Here is a 17,038-nt window from a genome sequence, read left to right as displayed (position 1 = left end):
CATGGCTTTTGATTACGATAAGTACATCCGTCCGGGCAAGCTCCCGCACATCTGGTGCCCGGGCTGCGGCCACGGCATTGTCATGAAAGGTCTTATCCGGGCCATCGACACCCTCGGCCTCGACAAGAACAACACCGCCATCGTCTCCGGTATCGGCTGCGCTTCGCGTCTCCCCGGCTACCTCGACTGCTGCACCCTGCACACCGCTCACGGCCGTGCGGCTGCCTTCGCCACCGGCGTGAAGATGGCCAAGCCGGAAATGAACGTGATCCTGTGCGGCGGCGACGGCGACGGCACCGCCATCGGCGGCAACCACTTCATCCACGCCTGCCGCCGTAACATCGACATGACCTACATCATCATGAACAACAACATCTACGGGATGACCGGCGGCCAGTTCTCCCCCTGCACCCCGACCGGTGCCAAGGCTTCCACCACCCCGTACGGCAACCCGGACCCGTCCTTCGACGTCGCCCAGCTCGCCATCGGCGCCGGCGCCACCTTCGTGGCCCGTGGCACCGCCTACCACGCGACCCAGATCGACAAGCTGATCGTCGAGGCGATCCAGCACAAAGGCTTCTCCGTGGTCGAGATCCTGGACGACTGCCCGACCACCTACGGCCGCCGCAACAAGTTCAAGTCCGTCATCGAGATGATGAACCGCCTCAAAGACGTCGCCGTCCCGGTCAAGGCCGCCGAGAAGATGACCGCCGAGCAGCTCCAGGGCAAGATCATCACCGGCGTTCTGCACAAGGTCGAGAAGCCGGAGTACACCACCGAGTACGCCAAAGTCATCGAGCGCGCCCAGAAATAAAAAAGTAAGGAGAACCCAAAATGTCTCAGAGATATGAAATCAGATTTTCCGGGGCAGGCGGGCAGGGTCTCATCCTTGCCGGCGTGATCATGGCCGAAGCCGCCTCCATCTACGACGGGAAACAGGCTGTCCAGTCCCAGAGCTATGGTCCGGAGGCCCGTGGTGGCGCTTCCAAGTCGGAAGTCATCGTTTCCGACGCCACCATCGACTACCCGAAGGCCACCGTGGTCGACGCCCTCTTGGCGCTGACCCAGGAAGCCTGCGACAAGTACTCCCACGACCTCAAAGAGGGTGGCGTGCTGCTGATCGACTCCGACCTCGTCAAGAATCTCCCCAAAGGGAACTTCAAGACCGTCGCTTTCCCGATCATCAACACCGCCAAGAACGAAGTCGGCCGTGAAATCGTGGCCAACATCGTCGCCCTGGGCGCCATCGTTGCCCTGACCGGCGTGGTCACCAAGGAGTCCGCCGAGAAGGCCGTTCTCTCCCGCGTACCGGAAGCCTTCCTCGAGCTGAACAAGAAGGCCTTCAACATGGGCTACGAGAAAGCCATCGCCGCCAAGGCCTAGGCCGTACCCGGAATATCGCAGTAGCGGCCCGGCGGGTAACCCCGCCGGGCCTTTTTTTTGCCCCACCGCCATCTGCTATACTTTCCTTAAAGACGCCGCTTCGCCCCGTTAATTTCATCCACCGTTACCCGTCGAGGCACATCGATGACCATCGAACTCTGCCACATGGCTCTGCGACAGACCCTGGACCTGATCTCTCTGACCGACAGCACCCTCAAAGATCTGTCGCGCCGGAAGTTCACTTCCGACGAGTTGTACCACCAGGTGCTGGCGCATCTCTTGGGAGGGAAGGGGAGGCGCGGCCCCACCGCCATCTTCATCGCGCTGGAAGGGCCCAACTGCACCTGCTGCAGCGGGCGGGTCTTTCACCTGCGGGAAGGGGAGATGATCGAGCGATCCGATGTGATAACCATCGAACCGGAATCGAGCTACGCGATCAGCCTGGTGCGGGTGGAGGGTGGGACCGACGTGGTCCCCATCAACTGGAAGGACATCAGCGGGAGCATCGAGGAATTCCAGAATTTCTTCCATCCCTCGGTGGTGAGGGCGATGGGGGATCCTATCCTCAACTTCGTGAGCTGCCGGATCAGCGGCGGATCCCCCGGCGTGCTGGTCGCTTTCAACTACCCGGGGGGCGCCAGCGAATACGACGCCGATGTGCTGAGAAGTGCTGCGGTGGTTATCGGATCGCTGGTCACCGTTTCTGACGAGATGCGGGAGACCGAGCGGGCCTTCGCCTACACCATCGAGGCGCTGGCCAGGGCGTGCGAGGCCGCCGAGGAGGATACCGGGAGGCACGTGGTCCGCGTGAACCGCTACGCGGGGGCGCTGGCCGCCAACATGGGGTTCAACCTTGCCTTCGTGGAGGACGTTTCCATTTCGGCCCAGATGCACGACGTGGGGAAGATCAGGATCCCGGCCGCCGTTCTGCTCAAGAAGGGGCCGCTCAACCACCGGGAGATGCAGCTCATCCGCCAGCATCCCGCCTTTGGACTGGAGATCCTGGGGGACTCCCCTCGCTTGAAAGTCGCCCGCGACATAGCCATCTCTCACCACGAGAACTGGGATGGCACCGGCTACCCGAAGCGCCTAAAAGGAGAACGGATCCCGATGGCCGGGCGCATCGTCAAGGTTGCCGATGTCTACGATGCGCTCCGTTCCCGGCGAAGCTACAAAGGGCCGATGACGCACGAGGAGGCGCTGCAGGTTTTCCGGGAAGGGGATGACCGGATCAATCCGGAGGGGCACTTCGATCCGGCGGTCTTGGCCGCCTTCTTCAAGATCGAGGGGATGTTCGAAACGATCTACGACAGCTCCGTCCTCAAGATCGCCATGAACGGAAAAAAAGGAAAGGCCAACAGCAAGCAACCCGCGCCAGCAGAATAAGCAGAATAAGCTGAATAACGTCCCCCCCTTGTCAAAGGGGGGACAGGGGGGATTTGCTTTTCCCCTTTCCCACTTCCCTCAGCACCTCCACCCTCCGTTGCATAATCATCTGCTGCACCTTCTCCGGCGGTAAACCCGGCTCGCTCAATACCGCCGGGTCGATCCCCAACTGGGCAGCGTTCATCGCCGCCACCTTAAGGGTCTCCTCCCATCCCTTCATTCCCACCTTGAAATCCGATTCGACGAGAAGCGGCAGGAATTCCTCGATTCCCCCCTTGATGGCGCCCAAAGCCAATTTGATCTTTGTCGAATCGCGCAGCTCGTCCCAGCGGTTGGCCTTGCCATGGAGAGCGCAGGCGGCGCGCAATCCTCTTTGCAGGGAGGAGGGGAGGCGAAGCCTGGTGCAGAATTGAGTCGCTGCATCCGCGCCCGCCTCTTCGTGTCCGTGGTGCTTCGGGTAAAGCTCCTGGTCGGTGGCAAGTTTGCCGAGGTCGTGGAAGAGAGCGCAGAAGCGGGCCTTCACGTCGGGAGTGAGTGCCGACATCCGCTCGAGAGTCAGCATCGAGTGCTCGAAGAGGTCGCCCTCCGGGTGGTGTTGGAGCGGCCCGGCGGGGACCTGGGGCATCGTGAAAATCTCGGGGAGCAGGTTGCCGCCCACCTTGAGTTCGAGCATGCGGCGGAAGAAACGGGACGGGGATTGCTTGGAGAGCGCCTTCAGCATCTCCTGGGAGAAACGTTCCATCGGAAGGCGGGAGAGAGCATCCGACCACGGCCGCGAAGAGATCGCCGCCTCCGCCTCGGCATCGAGCCGCCACCCTTCGCACTCGAACCGGAACGCGCGGAAGATCCGGGTGGGGTCGTCGGAGAAACTGGCCGGGGAGCAGAGCCGGAGGCGCTTCTTTTTGATATCGTCGCGGCCACCAAGGGGATCTTCGATGGCCCCCTGGAGCGTCATTGCGATTGCATTGGCGGTGAAATCGCGTCGGCTGAGGTCCATGGCGAGATCGTCGTGCGAATCAAGGCGGGTAATCTCGACCTTGCCGAGATCGTTGTGGAAGCGGAAGAAGATGTTGGGAGAACTCTTGGCCTCGACCAGCCGGAAGCCGGCCGCCAGGAGCTCGTCAGGAGAGGCGATGGCGATCAGGTCGACATCCTGGCTGGGGACCCCGAGCAGGCGGTCCCTCACCATGCCACCGACCATCAACAACCTGTCATGCATTTGCGCAGGGAAAAGTCCCCTCAACTTGTCGATGGCGTCATCCATGGAGCGAGTTCCCTTACACCCTCTCCAAAAGCGCCACATCCTCCACATGCACCGTCTGCGGGAACATGTCCACCGGGTTGATCTCCACCGTCCGGTATCCCAGCCGGGAGAGAATGTCGAGATCCCGCGCGAGCGTTTCCGGCGAGCACGACACGTAGACGATCCGCTCCGGTTTGATGGCCGCGACGCTCTTCAGCACCTTCTCCTCGCACCCCTTGCGCGGAGGGTTGAGCACCACCAGGTCCGCGCCCCCCTCCTCGCCGATCTCGTCGATGAGATGGGCGGCATCCCCCGCCTCGAAGCTGCAGTTCTGCGCCTTGTTGAGAAGCGCGTTGGCCGTGGCGTCGGTCACCGCAGCCTCAACGAATTCGATCCCCACCACCTCCCTGGCCTTATCGGCGAGGAAGAGAGAAATCCCGCCGATCCCGCAGTAGACGTCGATCACCCGTTCCTTGCCGGAGAGTCTGGCCAACTCCCGCACCTTCTCGTAGATGATGTTGGCGGCACCGCTGTTGACCTGGAAAAAGGAGTGAGGCGAGAGATGGAAACTCTTCTCCCCGACGTAGGCGCGCAGGGTGTGCTCGCGGGTGAGGAAGCGGTCCTTGTGTCCGAAGATGACGTTGCCGGTCGAGGCGTTGATGTTCTGGGCGACCACATCGACCTCGGGTACTGCCTGCTGGACGAATTTCGCCAGGTGGTGGATCTCGTTGTATCCCTGGTCGCTGGTGACGAAGACCACCATGACCCGATCGCTCGGTTCCGCCACGCGGACCACCAGGTAGCGCAGAAGGCCCATCTCGCTCTTGGGGTTGTAGATGGGGACTTTGCCCTTCTTGATTCCGGCCTTGGCCGCCTTCACAACCTTGTTGATGAGCGGATGGTGGAGCGGGCAGTCCGCAATCTCCAGCACGTCGTGAGTGTTCCGGCGGTAGATGCCGATCACGGGATCGGAGTGCTTGCCCGCAACAACCAGTTTCGCCGTGTTCCGGTACTCCAGCAGTTTGGGGGAGGCGATGGTGTCGTGGATGGGGACCGCTACCAGCGAAGGGTACTTGATCATCTCGCGCTGGACCAGGTTCTTCTTCCACGCGAGCTGGGCTGGGTAGCGCATCTGGATGAGCGGGCAGCCGTCGCAGGCTTTCCCCATCCCGCAGGCAGGAGCAGCCTCACGATCGGCGGAGGTCTTCAGAAGCTTGATAATATTCCCGAAGGACTCGCGGCGGCCGACATAGGTGATCCTGACCACCAGCATCTCGCCGGGAAGCCCACCGGCGACGAGGACGCGGGTCCCTTCGAGGTAACAGACGCCGAAACCGTCCTCGTTGGTGGAGGTAATGGTGAGCTCGACCGTCATCCCGCACCGCAGGTTCGGCATGCCCGGCTTTTCCCGCTGGTCACCGCTACGCGGGGCAGACTTGGGTGCCTTATCCGTGCCCGGGGTCTTAAAACGTGCGGAACCGGCAGGAGCTGCCGCGCCACGTGCAGCGTTAGGGCGTGCGGACCCGGCAGGAGCTGCCGCGCCACGTGCAGCGTTAGGGCGTGCGGAACCGGCAGGAGATGCCGCGCCACGTGCAGCATTAGGACGTGCGGAACCGGCAGGAGTTGCCGCGCCACGTGCAGCGTTAGGGCGGGCGGAACCGGCAGGAGAATCGGCTCCTCGTGCAGCACGGGGGGCGCCTTTTTCGAAGGCACGGCCCTTGGTCCCTTTGGGGGCCTGAACGGTTCCGTGTTTAGCCTCTTCTTTATCGAAATCGCGACTCTTGAGCCTCTCGGCGCGGCGGGGAGGCTTGGACACGGGGCCGCTGCTGCTTCCGTCGTTGGCCGGCTTGCGTTTTTCCGGAGACTGCTGGTCGCGGTCCCACTGTTTTCCCTGCGAGGGAGAGCCGGTCTCACGCCTGTGGGAGGCAGCCTCGTTGCCATGAGGCTTGAAGGGCTTTGCCGCGGCGCCCTTGGATGCGCCACTCTTTACCTGGCCCTTTTTTTCTGGGTGAGCGTTGCCCGCTTTGGCAGGAATGTCTGCTGTATGTCTTTTATTTTTCATGCTCTCTTACTTAAAGGGAAAACCTCAGACTGTCAACCGCCGAATCACCGATCCCGCTTGCAGCGCCCCCCCGTAAAGCTACACTTTGACCATTGTTTCCCGATCTCCCCCGCCACCATCGCCATTCCTGCTGTATTCGCGCTGAAGGAGGCGACAGGCCCCCCCCTTGTCAAAGGGGGGACAGGGGGGATTTGCCTCTACGAATCCAATTGGAGGTGCCGATCATGCCCCGCCCCCTCTACCTTCTCATCCCTCTCCTGCTCCTCGTCCTTTCCGTTCCCCTTTCAGCCAAGGAGGTGCGCAAGATGAACCTGACCAGCCCCGTGTTCGCGAACGGACAGCCGATCCCGCCCCTGTACACCTGCGACGGCAAGGACGCAAGCCCACCGCTGGTGATCCAGGGCGTGCCGAAGGAAGCGAAGTCGCTCGCCCTCATCGTCGACGATCCCGATGCACCGGTCGGCCTTTGGGTCCACTGGGTCGTCTGGAACATTTCACCCCGGACGACTGAGATAGCCGCCGGTCACGCCCCCTCCGAAGCCCGCCAGGGCACCAACAGTTGGAAGAAGACCAACTACGGTGGCCCCTGTCCACCCTCCGGAACCCACCGCTACTTCTTCAAGCTCTATGCATTGAACGAAGCTCTCAACCTCCCGTCATCCGCTCAGAAGAAAGACCTCGAGCACGCCATGCAAGGAAAGATACTGGCACAGTGCGAGCTGATGGGGACCTACAGCAAGAAATAGAGTGACCCAAAACTGTGGCAGCCGCATGATCCCCTTGAAGGCACGTTCCCCCCTTTGCGAAGGGGGGACAGGGGGGATTTTGTAACTGTCGGGCAGCAGCAACGATGTGGACTGCATTGCTGAGTCAATCAGCTCGTTCCCGTGTCATAAAGGGGGGATCTTCCTTGATTTCCGGGGCTGATTTAGCTACTATGTCCCGCTATGAAAAAAACAACCAAACAGATCAAGGTAGGTAATATCCTCATCGGCGGCGGCGCTCCCTGCGTCGTCCAGTCTATGTGCTCCACCGACACGAGAAACGTAGAGGCCACCCTCGCCCAGATAGGGCAGCTGGCCGAAGTCGGGTGCGAGATCATCCGCTGCGCCGTCCCCGACATGGACGCGGCCCTGGCCCTGGCGAAGATCAAGGCCGGCAGCCCCATGCCGCTCATCGCCGATATCCACTTCGATTATAAACTCGCCCTCCAAGCGCTCGAATCGGGCGTCGACGGTCTCCGTCTCAACCCAGGCAACATCGGCGAGCGCTGGAAAGTCGCCGAGGTCGTCAAGGCAGCCGCCGAGCGGCAGGTCCCAATCCGGATCGGCGTCAACGGCGGCTCGCTCGAGAAAGAGCTGCTGATCAAGTACGGCCATCCGACCCCCGAGGCGATGGTCGAGTCGGCACTTGGTCATGTGCGGATCCTGGAAGAGCTCAACTACGACCAGATCAAGATCTCCATCAAGGTCTCCGACGTCGTGCGCACCCTCAAGGCCTACCAGCTTCTTTCCGAAGCCGTCGACTATCCCATCCACATCGGGGTCACCGAAGCCGGGACCAAGTTCTCCGGCACCATCAAGTCCTCCGTGGGGCTCGGCATCCTCCTCAACCAGGGAATCGGGGACACCATGCGGGTTTCCCTGACCGGAGATCCGGTGGATGAGGTGCGGGTGGCCTACGACATCCTGAAATGCCTCGGCCTCAGGCAGCGGGGGATCAACTTCGTCTCCTGCCCGACCTGCGGGCGCTGCCAGATCGATCTCATCCCGGTAGCCGAAGAGGTTGAACGCAGGCTCGGATTCCTCGACAAGAACATCACCGTCGCCGTCATGGGGTGTGCCGTTAACGGCCCCGGCGAGGCGCGCGAAGCCGACTTCGGCATCGCTGGCGGAAAAGGGGAAGGGCTTCTCTTCAAGAACGGGGAGATCGTCAGGAAAGTCCCCGAAGGCCAGATGGCCGACGCACTCGTAGAGGAAGTGCTGAAGGCTGTTAACAACGGATAACACCTTAACAACAATTGAACGCGGATGACGCGGATTTAACGGATTTACGCGGATAAACCAGAATCTTTTTTAGGGGTAACCCAAAGACTTTTGCTGTATCCGCGGTAATCCGCTCGATCCGCGTCATCCGCGTTCCATCGTCTTTGACTTCGACCCTGATTTAAATCCAATAGAGAAGAGGCAACCCCTATGCGTTACTCCCAGTACTTCATCCCGACCGTCAAGGAGACTCCCTCCGACGCCGAGGTCATCTCCCATCAGCTTATGCTGCGCGCCGGCATGATCCGCAAACTGGCCGCCGGCATCTACAATTACCTCCCGCTCGGGCTTCGCTCCATCCGCAAGGTGGAACAGATCGTCCGCGAGGAGATGAACCGCGCCGGGGCCATCGAACTCCTGATGCCGGCCGTGCAACCGGCCGAGCTCTGGAAGGAGTCCGGCCGCTGGGATTTCTACGGCAAGGAGCTGCTGCGCTTCAAGGACCGTAAGGACGCCGAGTTCTGCATGGGCCCCACCCACGAGGAGGTCATCACCGACCTCATCCGTAAGGAGATCCGCAGCTACCGCCAGATGCCGATCAACCTGTACCAGGTGCAGGGTAAGTTCCGCGACGAGATCCGCCCGCGCTTCGGCCTTATGCGCGGCCGCGAGTTCATCATGAAGGACGCCTACTCCTTCGACGTGAACGAGGCGGGCGGCAACGTCTCCTACGAGAAGATGTACAAGGCCTACCGCCGGATCTTCGAGCGCTGCGGCCTGAGGTTCCGCGCCGTCGAGGCCGACACCGGCACCATCGGCGGCAACTACTCCCACGAGTTCATGGTGCTGGCCGATTCCGGCGAGGACGCCATCGTCTCCTGCTCGCACTGCGAGTACGCGGCCAACATGGAGAAGGCCGAGTCCAAGAGCAAGGCTGTGACCGAGCACGCCGATCCCCGCCCGATGGAAAAGGTGGCGACCCCGGGACAGAAGAGCATCGAGGATGTCGCCAAGTTCCTCGGCGTCAACAGCTCCCAGATCGTCAAGACCCTGGTGCTGGTGGCCGACGGCGAGCCCGTAGTGGCCCTTCTGCGGGGCGACTACGACCTCAACGAGATCAAGCTGAAGAATCACCTTGGCTGCACCGAGCTGGAGATGGCCGAGGACGAGGTCGTTGCGAAAGTGACCGGCGCACCCACCGGTTACGCCGGTCCGGTCGGCCTTACCGGCAAGGTCAAGGTTGTCGCCGACCTCTCCGTCGAGGGGCTCAAGAACTTCGTGACCGGCGCCAACGCCGCCGACACCCACTTCAAAAACGTCAATGCTGGCCGCGACTTCCCGGCGCCCGAATTCGTCGACATCAGGAACGTGGTGGTGGGCGACGAGTGCCCCCGCTGCGTGGACGGCCACCTGGAGATCTGGCGCGGCATCGAAGTCGGGCACGTCTTCAAGCTGGGGACCAAGTACTCCAAGGCGTTGAACGCCAGCTACCTCGACGCCGACGGCAAAGAGCAGATCATCTTCATGGGATGCTACGGCATCGGCATCGGCCGTACCGTGGCCGCCTGCATCGAACAGAACCATGATGACAACGGGATCATCTTCCCGATCCCGATCGCCCCCTTCCACTGCATCATCTCCGAGCTGGGCGGTGCCAAGGACGAGGCCGTCAAGAAGGCCGCCGAAGAGATCTATGAGCAGCTGATGGAAGCGGGCGTCGAGGTGCTCTTGGACGACCGCGACGAGCGTCCCGGCTTCAAGTTCAAAGACGCCGACCTGATCGGCATCCCGCTCAGGATCGTGGTCGGGGCGAAGAACCTGGTCGACGGCAACGTCGAGCTGAAAGAGAGAAGGAGCGGCGAAGTCGAGATCCTCCCGATCGCCGGCGCCGTCGCCAAAGTCAAAGCCGCCGTCAAAGAGGCACTTCAAGCTTAAGATCAAAAGCGTAATAGAACGCGGATGACGCGGATTTAACGGATTGACGCGGATACTGCAAAATCAGGATTCAAGTTCTAAAGTCTTTTAAGACTTTGGGGTAACCCCAAAGCTTTTTAGGTTTAATCCGCGTAAATCCGCCCAATCCGCGTCATCCGCGTTCTAATGATTTGGAGTCATATATGACCAGAGAAGAAGCAATCAAGAAGATCATTTTCGCCATGGACGTCAAAGGGTTCGACGAGATCGAGATGTGGGCCGAGCGCCTCTCCGGACACGTCGGGATGTTCAAGGTCGGTAAGCAGCTCTTCACCTCCTGCGGCCCCGAAGCGGTCCGCACCGTTCAGAAGGCCGGCGGCGAGGTCTTCCTTGATCTCAAATACCACGACATTCCCAACACGGTCGCCATGGCGACCTTGGAAGCCGCCCACCTCGGCGTCAAGCTTTCCAACCTGCACGCTCTCGGCGGCTACGAGATGATGACCACCACCATGGAGACCCTGGACAAGAAGTTCTCCAGTTCCGAGCGCCCCAAGGTCCTCGCCGTCACCATCCTCACCTCCTCCAACGAAGAGACCCTGCGCGGCGTCGGCATCGACATCCCGGTGAAGGAGATGGTCGTGAAGCTCGCCAAGCTCGCCAAGAGTGCCGGCATCGACGGCGTGGTCGCCTCCCCGCAGGAGATCGGGCTCATCCGCGAGGCCTGCGGTGACGACTTCCTGATCGTGACCCCGGGCATCCGTCCCGCCTTCGCAGCCACCGACGACCAGAAGCGGATCATGACCCCCGCCGAAGCCGTCAAGTCGGGTTGCGACTACATGGTGATCGGCCGTCCCATCGCCGCCCACCCGGACCCCGTTGCCGCCGCTAAGCTAATTGTCGACGAAATCGTCGCGGGTTAACACCCAAAGGCTATAGAACGCGGATGACGCGGATTTAACGGATTAACGCGGATACTGCAAAAACAGGATTAGGTCTAAAGGCTTTAAGACTTTGGGGTAACCCAAAAAGCTTTTTAGGTTTAATCCGCGTAAATCCGCCCAATCCGCGTCATCCGCGTTCAAAGGTCGTTGCCTGATCCGCCTTTATCCGTTCAATCCGTGTCATCCGTGTTCCATTGTTTTACAAAGGTTCTCCATGTCCCAAAAAGAAGAAATCATCTACGGTCTCAACCCCGTCACCGAAGCCCTCCGCGGCACCCGGCGCATCTTCGAGCTCTTCATCTCCGGCTCCTCCTCCGACAAGAGAATCGAAAAGCTCCTGAAGCTCGCCGCCGAGCGCAAGGTTCCCGTGCGCCAGCGCGACAAGGGCGACCTCTCCCGTCTCTGCGGGACCGATCACCACCAGGGCGTGGCACTCAAGGCCGAACCGTTCCCCTACGCCGATTTCGACAATGTCCTGGCAACAGCCAAGGAAACCGGCAACGGCCTCCTCCTGGTGCTCGACAGTGTCCAGGATCCCCACAACCTGGGCGCCCTCATCCGTAGCGCCGCCTGCGCGGGCGCGCACGGCGTGGTGATCCCGAAAGACCGCGCCGCCGGCGTCACCGCTGTCGCCGAAAAAGCCTCCGCCGGAGCCGTCGCCACCGTCCCTGTCGCCCAGGTCGTCAACATTTCCCAGGCCCTCGAAGAGCTGAAGAAAGCCGGCTTCTGGGTTTTCGGTGCCGACGGGAGTGCCAAGTCCACCCTCTACCAGCAGGACTTCACCGGCCCCGTTGCGTTGGTGATCGGCGGCGAAGGGGAGGGTATTCGCCCCCTGGTCCGCAAATCCTGCGACCAGCTCGTCGGCATCCCAATGCAAGGCGGCGTGAACTCCCTCAACGCCTCCGTCGCCGGGGGCATCCTCCTCTTCGAAGTAGTCCGCCAGCGCCTGGCCAAGAAGTAATTCCCTTAATCCGCCACGCGAACCGTCGTCGTAGAGTTTCATCCCGTGAAGCCGAGTAAAGGTCCCCCCCTTTGCGAAGGGGGGACAGGGGGGATTTTAGCCCCCGCCTGAGAAGAAGCACCCCACCGTGCAACTTTTCCTTGACGCAGGCAGGCCACTATAGTATATAAGTGAAGTTGTTCATGACGCGGGGTGGAGCAGTCTGGTAGCTCGTCGGGCTCATAACCCGAAGGTCACAGGTTCAAATCCTGTCCCCGCAACCAATATAGAAAAGGCATCCGGTTCCACCGGGTGCCTTTTTCATTTCTCGCTGTTTGCCTCCCGATCCCCTTACCCATCCAGTTCAGAGTTATCTCTCTTCCCTTCTTTGCCTGCCCCTTAAGACCGTGCAACTCTGCGAGCCTGACCCGAGCCTTTTCCTCTGTAAGAAACGACACCCACAGTTCCGTGCTAGAATTGACTAGTTGCTTCCCCGCGCATCTGATAATGGATCGCTTTCGAAAGGAGCCAATTTCATGAGCACCGACAACATGTGTCCGGTAACTGGTAGAGCCAGCACACCGATGGTCGGCAGGTCAAACCATGACTGGTGGCCGACTCAACTGAACCTCGGCATCCTGCATCTGCACTCAGGATTGTCCAATCCGCTGGGCGAGTTCTTCGACTATGCTGAAGAGTTCAAGAAGCTCGACCTGAAGGCCCTGAAGAATGATCTCTATACGCTGATGACGGACTCGCAGGAGTGGTGGCCGGCCGACTGGGGCCACTACGGGCCGCTCTTCATACGGATGGCATGGCACAGCGCTGGTACCTACCGCATGGGCGACGGCCGCGGGGGCGCAGGGACCGGCTGCCAACGCTTTGCCCCCTTGAACAGCTGGCCCGACAACGTGAACCTCGACAAGGCGCGCCGGCTTCTCTGGCCGATCAAGCAGAAATACGGCAGGAAGATCTCTTGGGCAGATCTGCTGATCCTGGCCGGCAACTGCGCCCTGGAGTCGATGGGCTTCAAGACCTTCGGCTTCGGCGGCGGGCGGGTGGACGTCTGGGAGCCGGAGGAGATTTACTGGGGGGGCGAGAGCGAGTGGCTCGGCGACAAGCGCTACTCCGGCGAACGGGAGCTCGAAAATCCGCTCGCCGCCGTACAGATGGGGCTGATCTACGTGAACCCGGAGGGGCCCAACGGCAACCCGGATCCGGTCGCCTCCGGCCGCGACGTTCGAGAGACCTTCGCGCGCATGGCGATGAACGACGAGGAGACCGTCGCACTCATCGCAGGCGGGCACACCTTCGGCAAGTGTCACGGTGCCGGCCCCGCGTCGTACGTCGGACCTGAACCGGAAGCCGCACCCATCGAGGAGCAGGGTCTGGGCTGGAAGAGCAGCTTCCGCAGCGGCAAGGGGGGCGATACCATAGGTAGCGGCATCGAGGGTGCCTGGAAACCAAACCCGACCAAGTGGGACATGGGCTATCTGAAAGTTCTGTTCAAATACGAGTGGGAGCTGGTCAAGAGCCCGGCCGGTGCACATCAGTGGCTGGCCAAAGACGTAGCCGAAGAGGATATGGTGGCCGATGCGCACGACCCGTCGAAGAAGCGCAGACCGATGATGACCACCGCGGACCTCTCCCTTCGCTTCGACCCGGTATACGAGCCTATCGCACGGGGTTACCTGCAGAACCCCGAGGTATTCGCGGATGCCTTCGCCCGTGCCTGGTTCAAGCTGACCCACCGCGACATGGGGCCCCGCTCGCGCTACCTCGGCCCGGAGGTTCCTGTGGAGGAACTGGCCTGGCAGGACCCGGTGCCCGCAGTCGACCACAAGCTGATCGACGATCGGGATATCGCTGGTCTCAAGGAGAAGATCCTTGCCTCGGGCCTATCCATCTCTGCACTGGTCTCGACCGCTTGGGCGTCGGCCTGCACCTTCCGCGGCTCCGACAAGCGCGGCGGCGCCAACGGCGCGCGCATCCGTCTTGCGCCGCAAAAGGGTTGGGAAGTAAACCAGCCAGCCAAACTTAAGGCGGTGCTGGAAATCCTCGAGGGTATCCAAAAGGAGTTCAACGGCGCTCAATCCGGAGGCAAGCGTGTTTCGCTCGCCGACCTGATCGTCCTGGGGGGATGCGCGGCCATTGAAAATGCCGCCAAGAACGGCGGTCACAATGTGAGTGTCCCCTTTACGCCGGGACGCACCGATGCGTTGCAGGAGCAAACCGACGTGGCATCATTCGCCGTGCTTGAACCGAAAGCTGACGCGTTCCGCAACTACCAAAAGGCCGAATACGCCGTATCGGCAGAGGAGCTGCTGGTGGATCGGGCGCAACTGCTGACGCTGACAGCTCCCGAGATGACGGTATTGGTGGGAGGCATGCGTGTACTGAATGCCAACTTTGGACAGTCCAAGCACGGCGTCTTCACGGACCGGCCGGAGACGCTCAGTAACGATTTCTTCGTGAACCTGCTCGACATGAGAACCAAGTGGCAGGCGTCCTCGGGGGACGCCAACGTGTTCGAGGGACGTGACCGTGGGACGGGCGAACTCAAATGGACCGGCACCCGTGTCGACCTGATCTTCGGTTCCCACTCGCAGCTCAGGGCCGTGACGGAAGTCTATGCTTGCGAAGATTACCAGAAGAAGTTCGTGGACGACTTCGTCGCGGCATGGGACAAGGTCATGAACCTTGACCGCTTCGATCTTGTCAGATCGCCCAGATCGTGAGGATGGTGGGAGGATGGTGGGGGACGTTGCTAAGCCGGTTGAGTTTTTCATGCGTGCCCATATTATTCCCGCCGTCCTGCCTCGTTTTACTTAACGTCCTTAACAACGTCCCCCATATTCCCCCAACCAATATAGAAAAGGCATCCGGTTTCACCGGGTGCCTTTTTCATTTCTTGCTTTTTGTCTCCCCCCCATCTCCTTGCTTGTTCCGACTCACCCCCACCGCTCCTTGTTTTTGTTCGCTGTCTTGCCGCGGTATTTAAAAGATTGCAACTTTGCAAGCCTGACCCGAGCCTTTTCCCAAAATGTAGGGGGCTTCTCGCTAAACTGTCGAGAAGCCCCCTTTTATTTCGGGCCGAAGCGGGAAATCAGGGAAGGCTAAACACGAAGTGGCGTCACGTAGTAGAAAATGGCGAAGAAGTGGCATGCGCTCCCGGTGAGCACGAACAGGTGCCAGATCGCATGGTTGAAGTGGAGCCGGTCCCAAAGGTAAAAGATGACGCCGAGGGTGTACGCCAATCCTCCCGCAAAAAGCAGCACCATGCCGTTGGCGGGCAGGGCCGCGGAGAGCGGTTTTATGGCCACCACCACTATCCACCCGAGGGCGATGTAGAGCAGCGGCCCTATGAACCGCAGACGGTGGGTGGTGAAGATCTTCGCGCAGGCGCCCATGGCCCCCAGTCCCCAGACCGTACCGAACAGCGACCATCCCCACGGGCCGCGCAGGGTGATTAGGGTGAAGGGGGTGTAGCTCCCCGCGATCATGAGGTAGATGCTGGCGTGGTCCAGGATGCGGCACACGTATCGGATTCGGGGACGGCGTACGCTGTGGTAGATGGTGGATAGGCAAAAAAAGGTGACCATCGAGCAGCCGTAGATGAACGCGCTGACGACCCGGTAGCTGTCGTGTTGGCTGAAGGCAAGCCTTATGAGGGAGATCGCCCCGACGAGGCCGAGCAGAGCTCCGAATCCATGGGTGAGACGGTTGACCAGTTCTTCCGCCTCAGTGTAATAAACCAGGCGGTCCTCAAGATCGAAATTTTTCATTCAGCCAGAGTACACCCTGCGGGAACCCCGCACAAGGTTAGAGAGCCCCGGTGACATGGAAGAGATCCAAGTTGGTGGGCTTCTGAGACAAGCGTTCCACTTCTGGCAAATGTAGTTCAGAGGGGGAAACCGCAAAAGCGTGGATCCGCGAGTTCATCCAGGCCGATCCCCTGGAATTGGCGTGTCTCGGGTGCATCCATAACCAGTCTGACCGAACGCCTGTATCGATACCTGCTGGCCCGCCCCATTGCGATGGGCTGGATACGCAACTGAGCACGAGCATGTCGTCAAGCATGACATGAAGAGGGTGAATAGAGGGGTCAGGTCTGGAAATTGACGTGTCCATTCCTGTTTCGGACCTGACCCCTTGGGTTTCCTCGGTGCCGATCGGGGCTTCACTCGCCATGGTCACCAGTCGGCAAAGTCGCGGGTGTAGATTTGCAGCGTGAAGGTTCCGTAGATGGTGGCTTTCCCGGTTCCGCCCATCTCTCCGCTGTTTTGGACCACGGCGTAGTAGTCGAGAAAGCCATGGGTGTTGGATATGGGAACGAAGAACACCCTGGTGTGACTGAAATGCTGCTCAAGACCTTGAGCGGTGTTGAATAGAACACTTACCCGGCCAGCTTTGGGTTGCCATTGCTTGGAGGTGTCGCTGGCCGCCAGCATGATCCGGTCGCCGTTGCTTCCGATGCAGGTGCCGTCGAAGCGGGCCATGATGAAGAATCTCTTCTCCACGGGTACCGCGATTCGAATATGGCAGAGGTCGACCGCCGCACTCCTGACGTCGACATCCTCCCTCTCAATTGTTGACCAGGCGGCCCCGGAACTCCCCTCCAGACTGAAACCGTTCCCGACGAAAGTGTGGGCCGCCACGGTCCCGTTCACCTCCAGCTTCTGGCTCGGATTGGTGGTTCCGATGCCGAGGTTGCCGTTGGCGAGCAAGACCGCCTTGGCGGTTTCCGAGCCTCCGGTTGCTCCCGGTGAAAGGATGATGTCGCCATATTCCCTGATTTCGAGCTTGTTTTCCGGCCGCCGGAAGAGGATGCGATGGTTGTTGTCCAGCGAGCGGATCTGCCCGCCGTCCTGGAAGAAGAGTTCGTTTGTGGTTCCGGTGAGGGTGAGGGGGCCGGAGACGTTGACCTTGCCCAGGTTGGTGGTCCCCCTGACGGTGATGTCGCCGGGGATGGTTCCGCCGGTAATGTGGAGGGGTTGAAGGTCGCTTTTTGCTTGCAGGTTGGTGGGGGGTGTTGGTGTGTTCGCGGGCGTCACATGATCCATAGCTCTCTCCTTTTGTGAGGATTCGATCGCGGCCGGAATGCGGACATTCCCCGGGTAGTTGGCCCGGGTACCTCAGGATATGTATCGCAGATGACGAACATGTCAATTGTGCGTAATG

At 60.7% G+C, this 17,038-nt stretch carries 13 protein-coding genes and 1 tRNA gene; 10 read left to right on the top strand and 4 right to left on the bottom strand.

Going from position 1 to position 17,038, the window contains the following annotated elements:
- Position 1: 1 nt before the first annotated feature.
- The 3 genes from L4X63_RS13680 (at position 2) to L4X63_RS13670 (ending at position 2,769) form a co-directional block, all read left to right on the top strand.
- Positions 2–814 carry a 2-oxoacid:ferredoxin oxidoreductase subunit beta gene (locus tag L4X63_RS13680; protein WP_250679203.1) on the top strand — a complete coding sequence of 271 codons (813 nt, stop codon included), beginning with the start codon at positions 2–4 and terminating at the stop codon, positions 812–814.
- A gap of 20 nt (positions 815–834) precedes the next feature.
- Entirely contained in the window at positions 835–1,383 is a 549-nt protein-coding gene (locus tag L4X63_RS13675; protein WP_250679202.1) for a 2-oxoacid:acceptor oxidoreductase family protein, read from the top strand.
- Positions 1,384–1,527: 144 nt separating this feature from the next.
- Entirely contained in the window at positions 1,528–2,769 is a 1,242-nt protein-coding gene (locus tag L4X63_RS13670) for an HD-GYP domain-containing protein (protein WP_250679201.1), read from the top strand.
- A gap of 31 nt (positions 2,770–2,800) precedes the next feature.
- Here the strand turns inward: L4X63_RS13670 and L4X63_RS13665 are convergent, their stop codons facing one another.
- Both L4X63_RS13665 and rlmD read right to left on the bottom strand, forming a co-directional pair.
- The gene (locus tag L4X63_RS13665; protein WP_250679200.1) at positions 2,801–3,988 is read right to left on the bottom strand and encodes an HD domain-containing protein; all 1,188 of its coding nucleotides are present in this window, start codon (positions 3,986–3,988) and stop codon (positions 2,801–2,803) included.
- A gap of 58 nt (positions 3,989–4,046) precedes the next feature.
- Complete coding sequence (gene rlmD, locus L4X63_RS13660; protein WP_250679199.1) at positions 4,047–5,408, bottom strand: 23S rRNA (uracil(1939)-C(5))-methyltransferase RlmD; 1,362 nt, start codon at positions 5,406–5,408, stop codon at positions 4,047–4,049.
- 890 nt (positions 5,409–6,298) lie between these two features.
- Between rlmD and L4X63_RS13655 the strand changes: the two genes are divergently transcribed.
- The 7 genes from L4X63_RS13655 to katG all read left to right on the top strand — a co-directional run bounded on the left by L4X63_RS13655 (position 6,299) and on the right by katG (position 14,595).
- Entirely contained in the window at positions 6,299–6,820 is a 522-nt protein-coding gene (locus tag L4X63_RS13655; protein WP_250679198.1) for a YbhB/YbcL family Raf kinase inhibitor-like protein, read from the top strand.
- 201 nt (positions 6,821–7,021) lie between these two features.
- The gene (gene ispG, locus L4X63_RS13650) at positions 7,022–8,080 is read left to right on the top strand and encodes a flavodoxin-dependent (E)-4-hydroxy-3-methylbut-2-enyl-diphosphate synthase (protein WP_250679197.1); all 1,059 of its coding nucleotides are present in this window, start codon (positions 7,022–7,024) and stop codon (positions 8,078–8,080) included.
- Between the two features lie 189 nt (positions 8,081–8,269).
- A complete protein-coding gene (locus L4X63_RS13645; protein WP_250679196.1) occupies positions 8,270–9,994 on the top strand; it encodes a proline--tRNA ligase in 1,725 nt (574 codons plus the stop codon).
- Between the two features lie 182 nt (positions 9,995–10,176).
- Positions 10,177–10,896 (top strand): orotidine-5'-phosphate decarboxylase, encoded by a 720-nt coding sequence (pyrF, locus tag L4X63_RS13640; RefSeq protein ID WP_250679195.1) that lies wholly within the window; start codon positions 10,177–10,179, stop codon positions 10,894–10,896.
- A 235-nt stretch (positions 10,897–11,131) separates the two neighbouring features.
- The gene (gene rlmB / locus L4X63_RS13635) at positions 11,132–11,878 is read left to right on the top strand and encodes a 23S rRNA (guanosine(2251)-2'-O)-methyltransferase RlmB (protein ID WP_250679194.1); all 747 of its coding nucleotides are present in this window, start codon (positions 11,132–11,134) and stop codon (positions 11,876–11,878) included.
- A gap of 186 nt (positions 11,879–12,064) precedes the next feature.
- Positions 12,065–12,141 (top strand) — tRNA-Met (locus L4X63_RS13630).
- Positions 12,142–12,393: 252 nt separating this feature from the next.
- On the top strand, positions 12,394–14,595 hold the full coding sequence (katG, locus tag L4X63_RS13625; protein WP_250679193.1) for a catalase/peroxidase HPI: 2,202 nt from the start codon (positions 12,394–12,396) through the stop codon (positions 14,593–14,595).
- Positions 14,596–14,973: 378 nt separating this feature from the next.
- Here the strand turns inward: katG and trhA are convergent, their stop codons facing one another.
- On the bottom strand, positions 14,974–15,642 hold the full coding sequence (gene trhA / locus L4X63_RS13620) for a PAQR family membrane homeostasis protein TrhA (protein WP_250679192.1): 669 nt from the start codon (positions 15,640–15,642) through the stop codon (positions 14,974–14,976).
- A gap of 408 nt (positions 15,643–16,050) precedes the next feature.
- Complete coding sequence (locus tag L4X63_RS13615; RefSeq protein WP_250679191.1) at positions 16,051–16,920, bottom strand: hypothetical protein; 870 nt, start codon at positions 16,918–16,920, stop codon at positions 16,051–16,053.
- Positions 16,921–17,038 lie beyond the last annotated feature (118 nt).

Source organism: Geomonas sp. Red32 (assembly GCF_023652955.1).
GTDB lineage: Bacteria > Desulfobacterota > Desulfuromonadia > Geobacterales > Geobacteraceae > Geomonas.
This window is presented reverse-complemented; position numbering and strand designations above follow the sequence as displayed.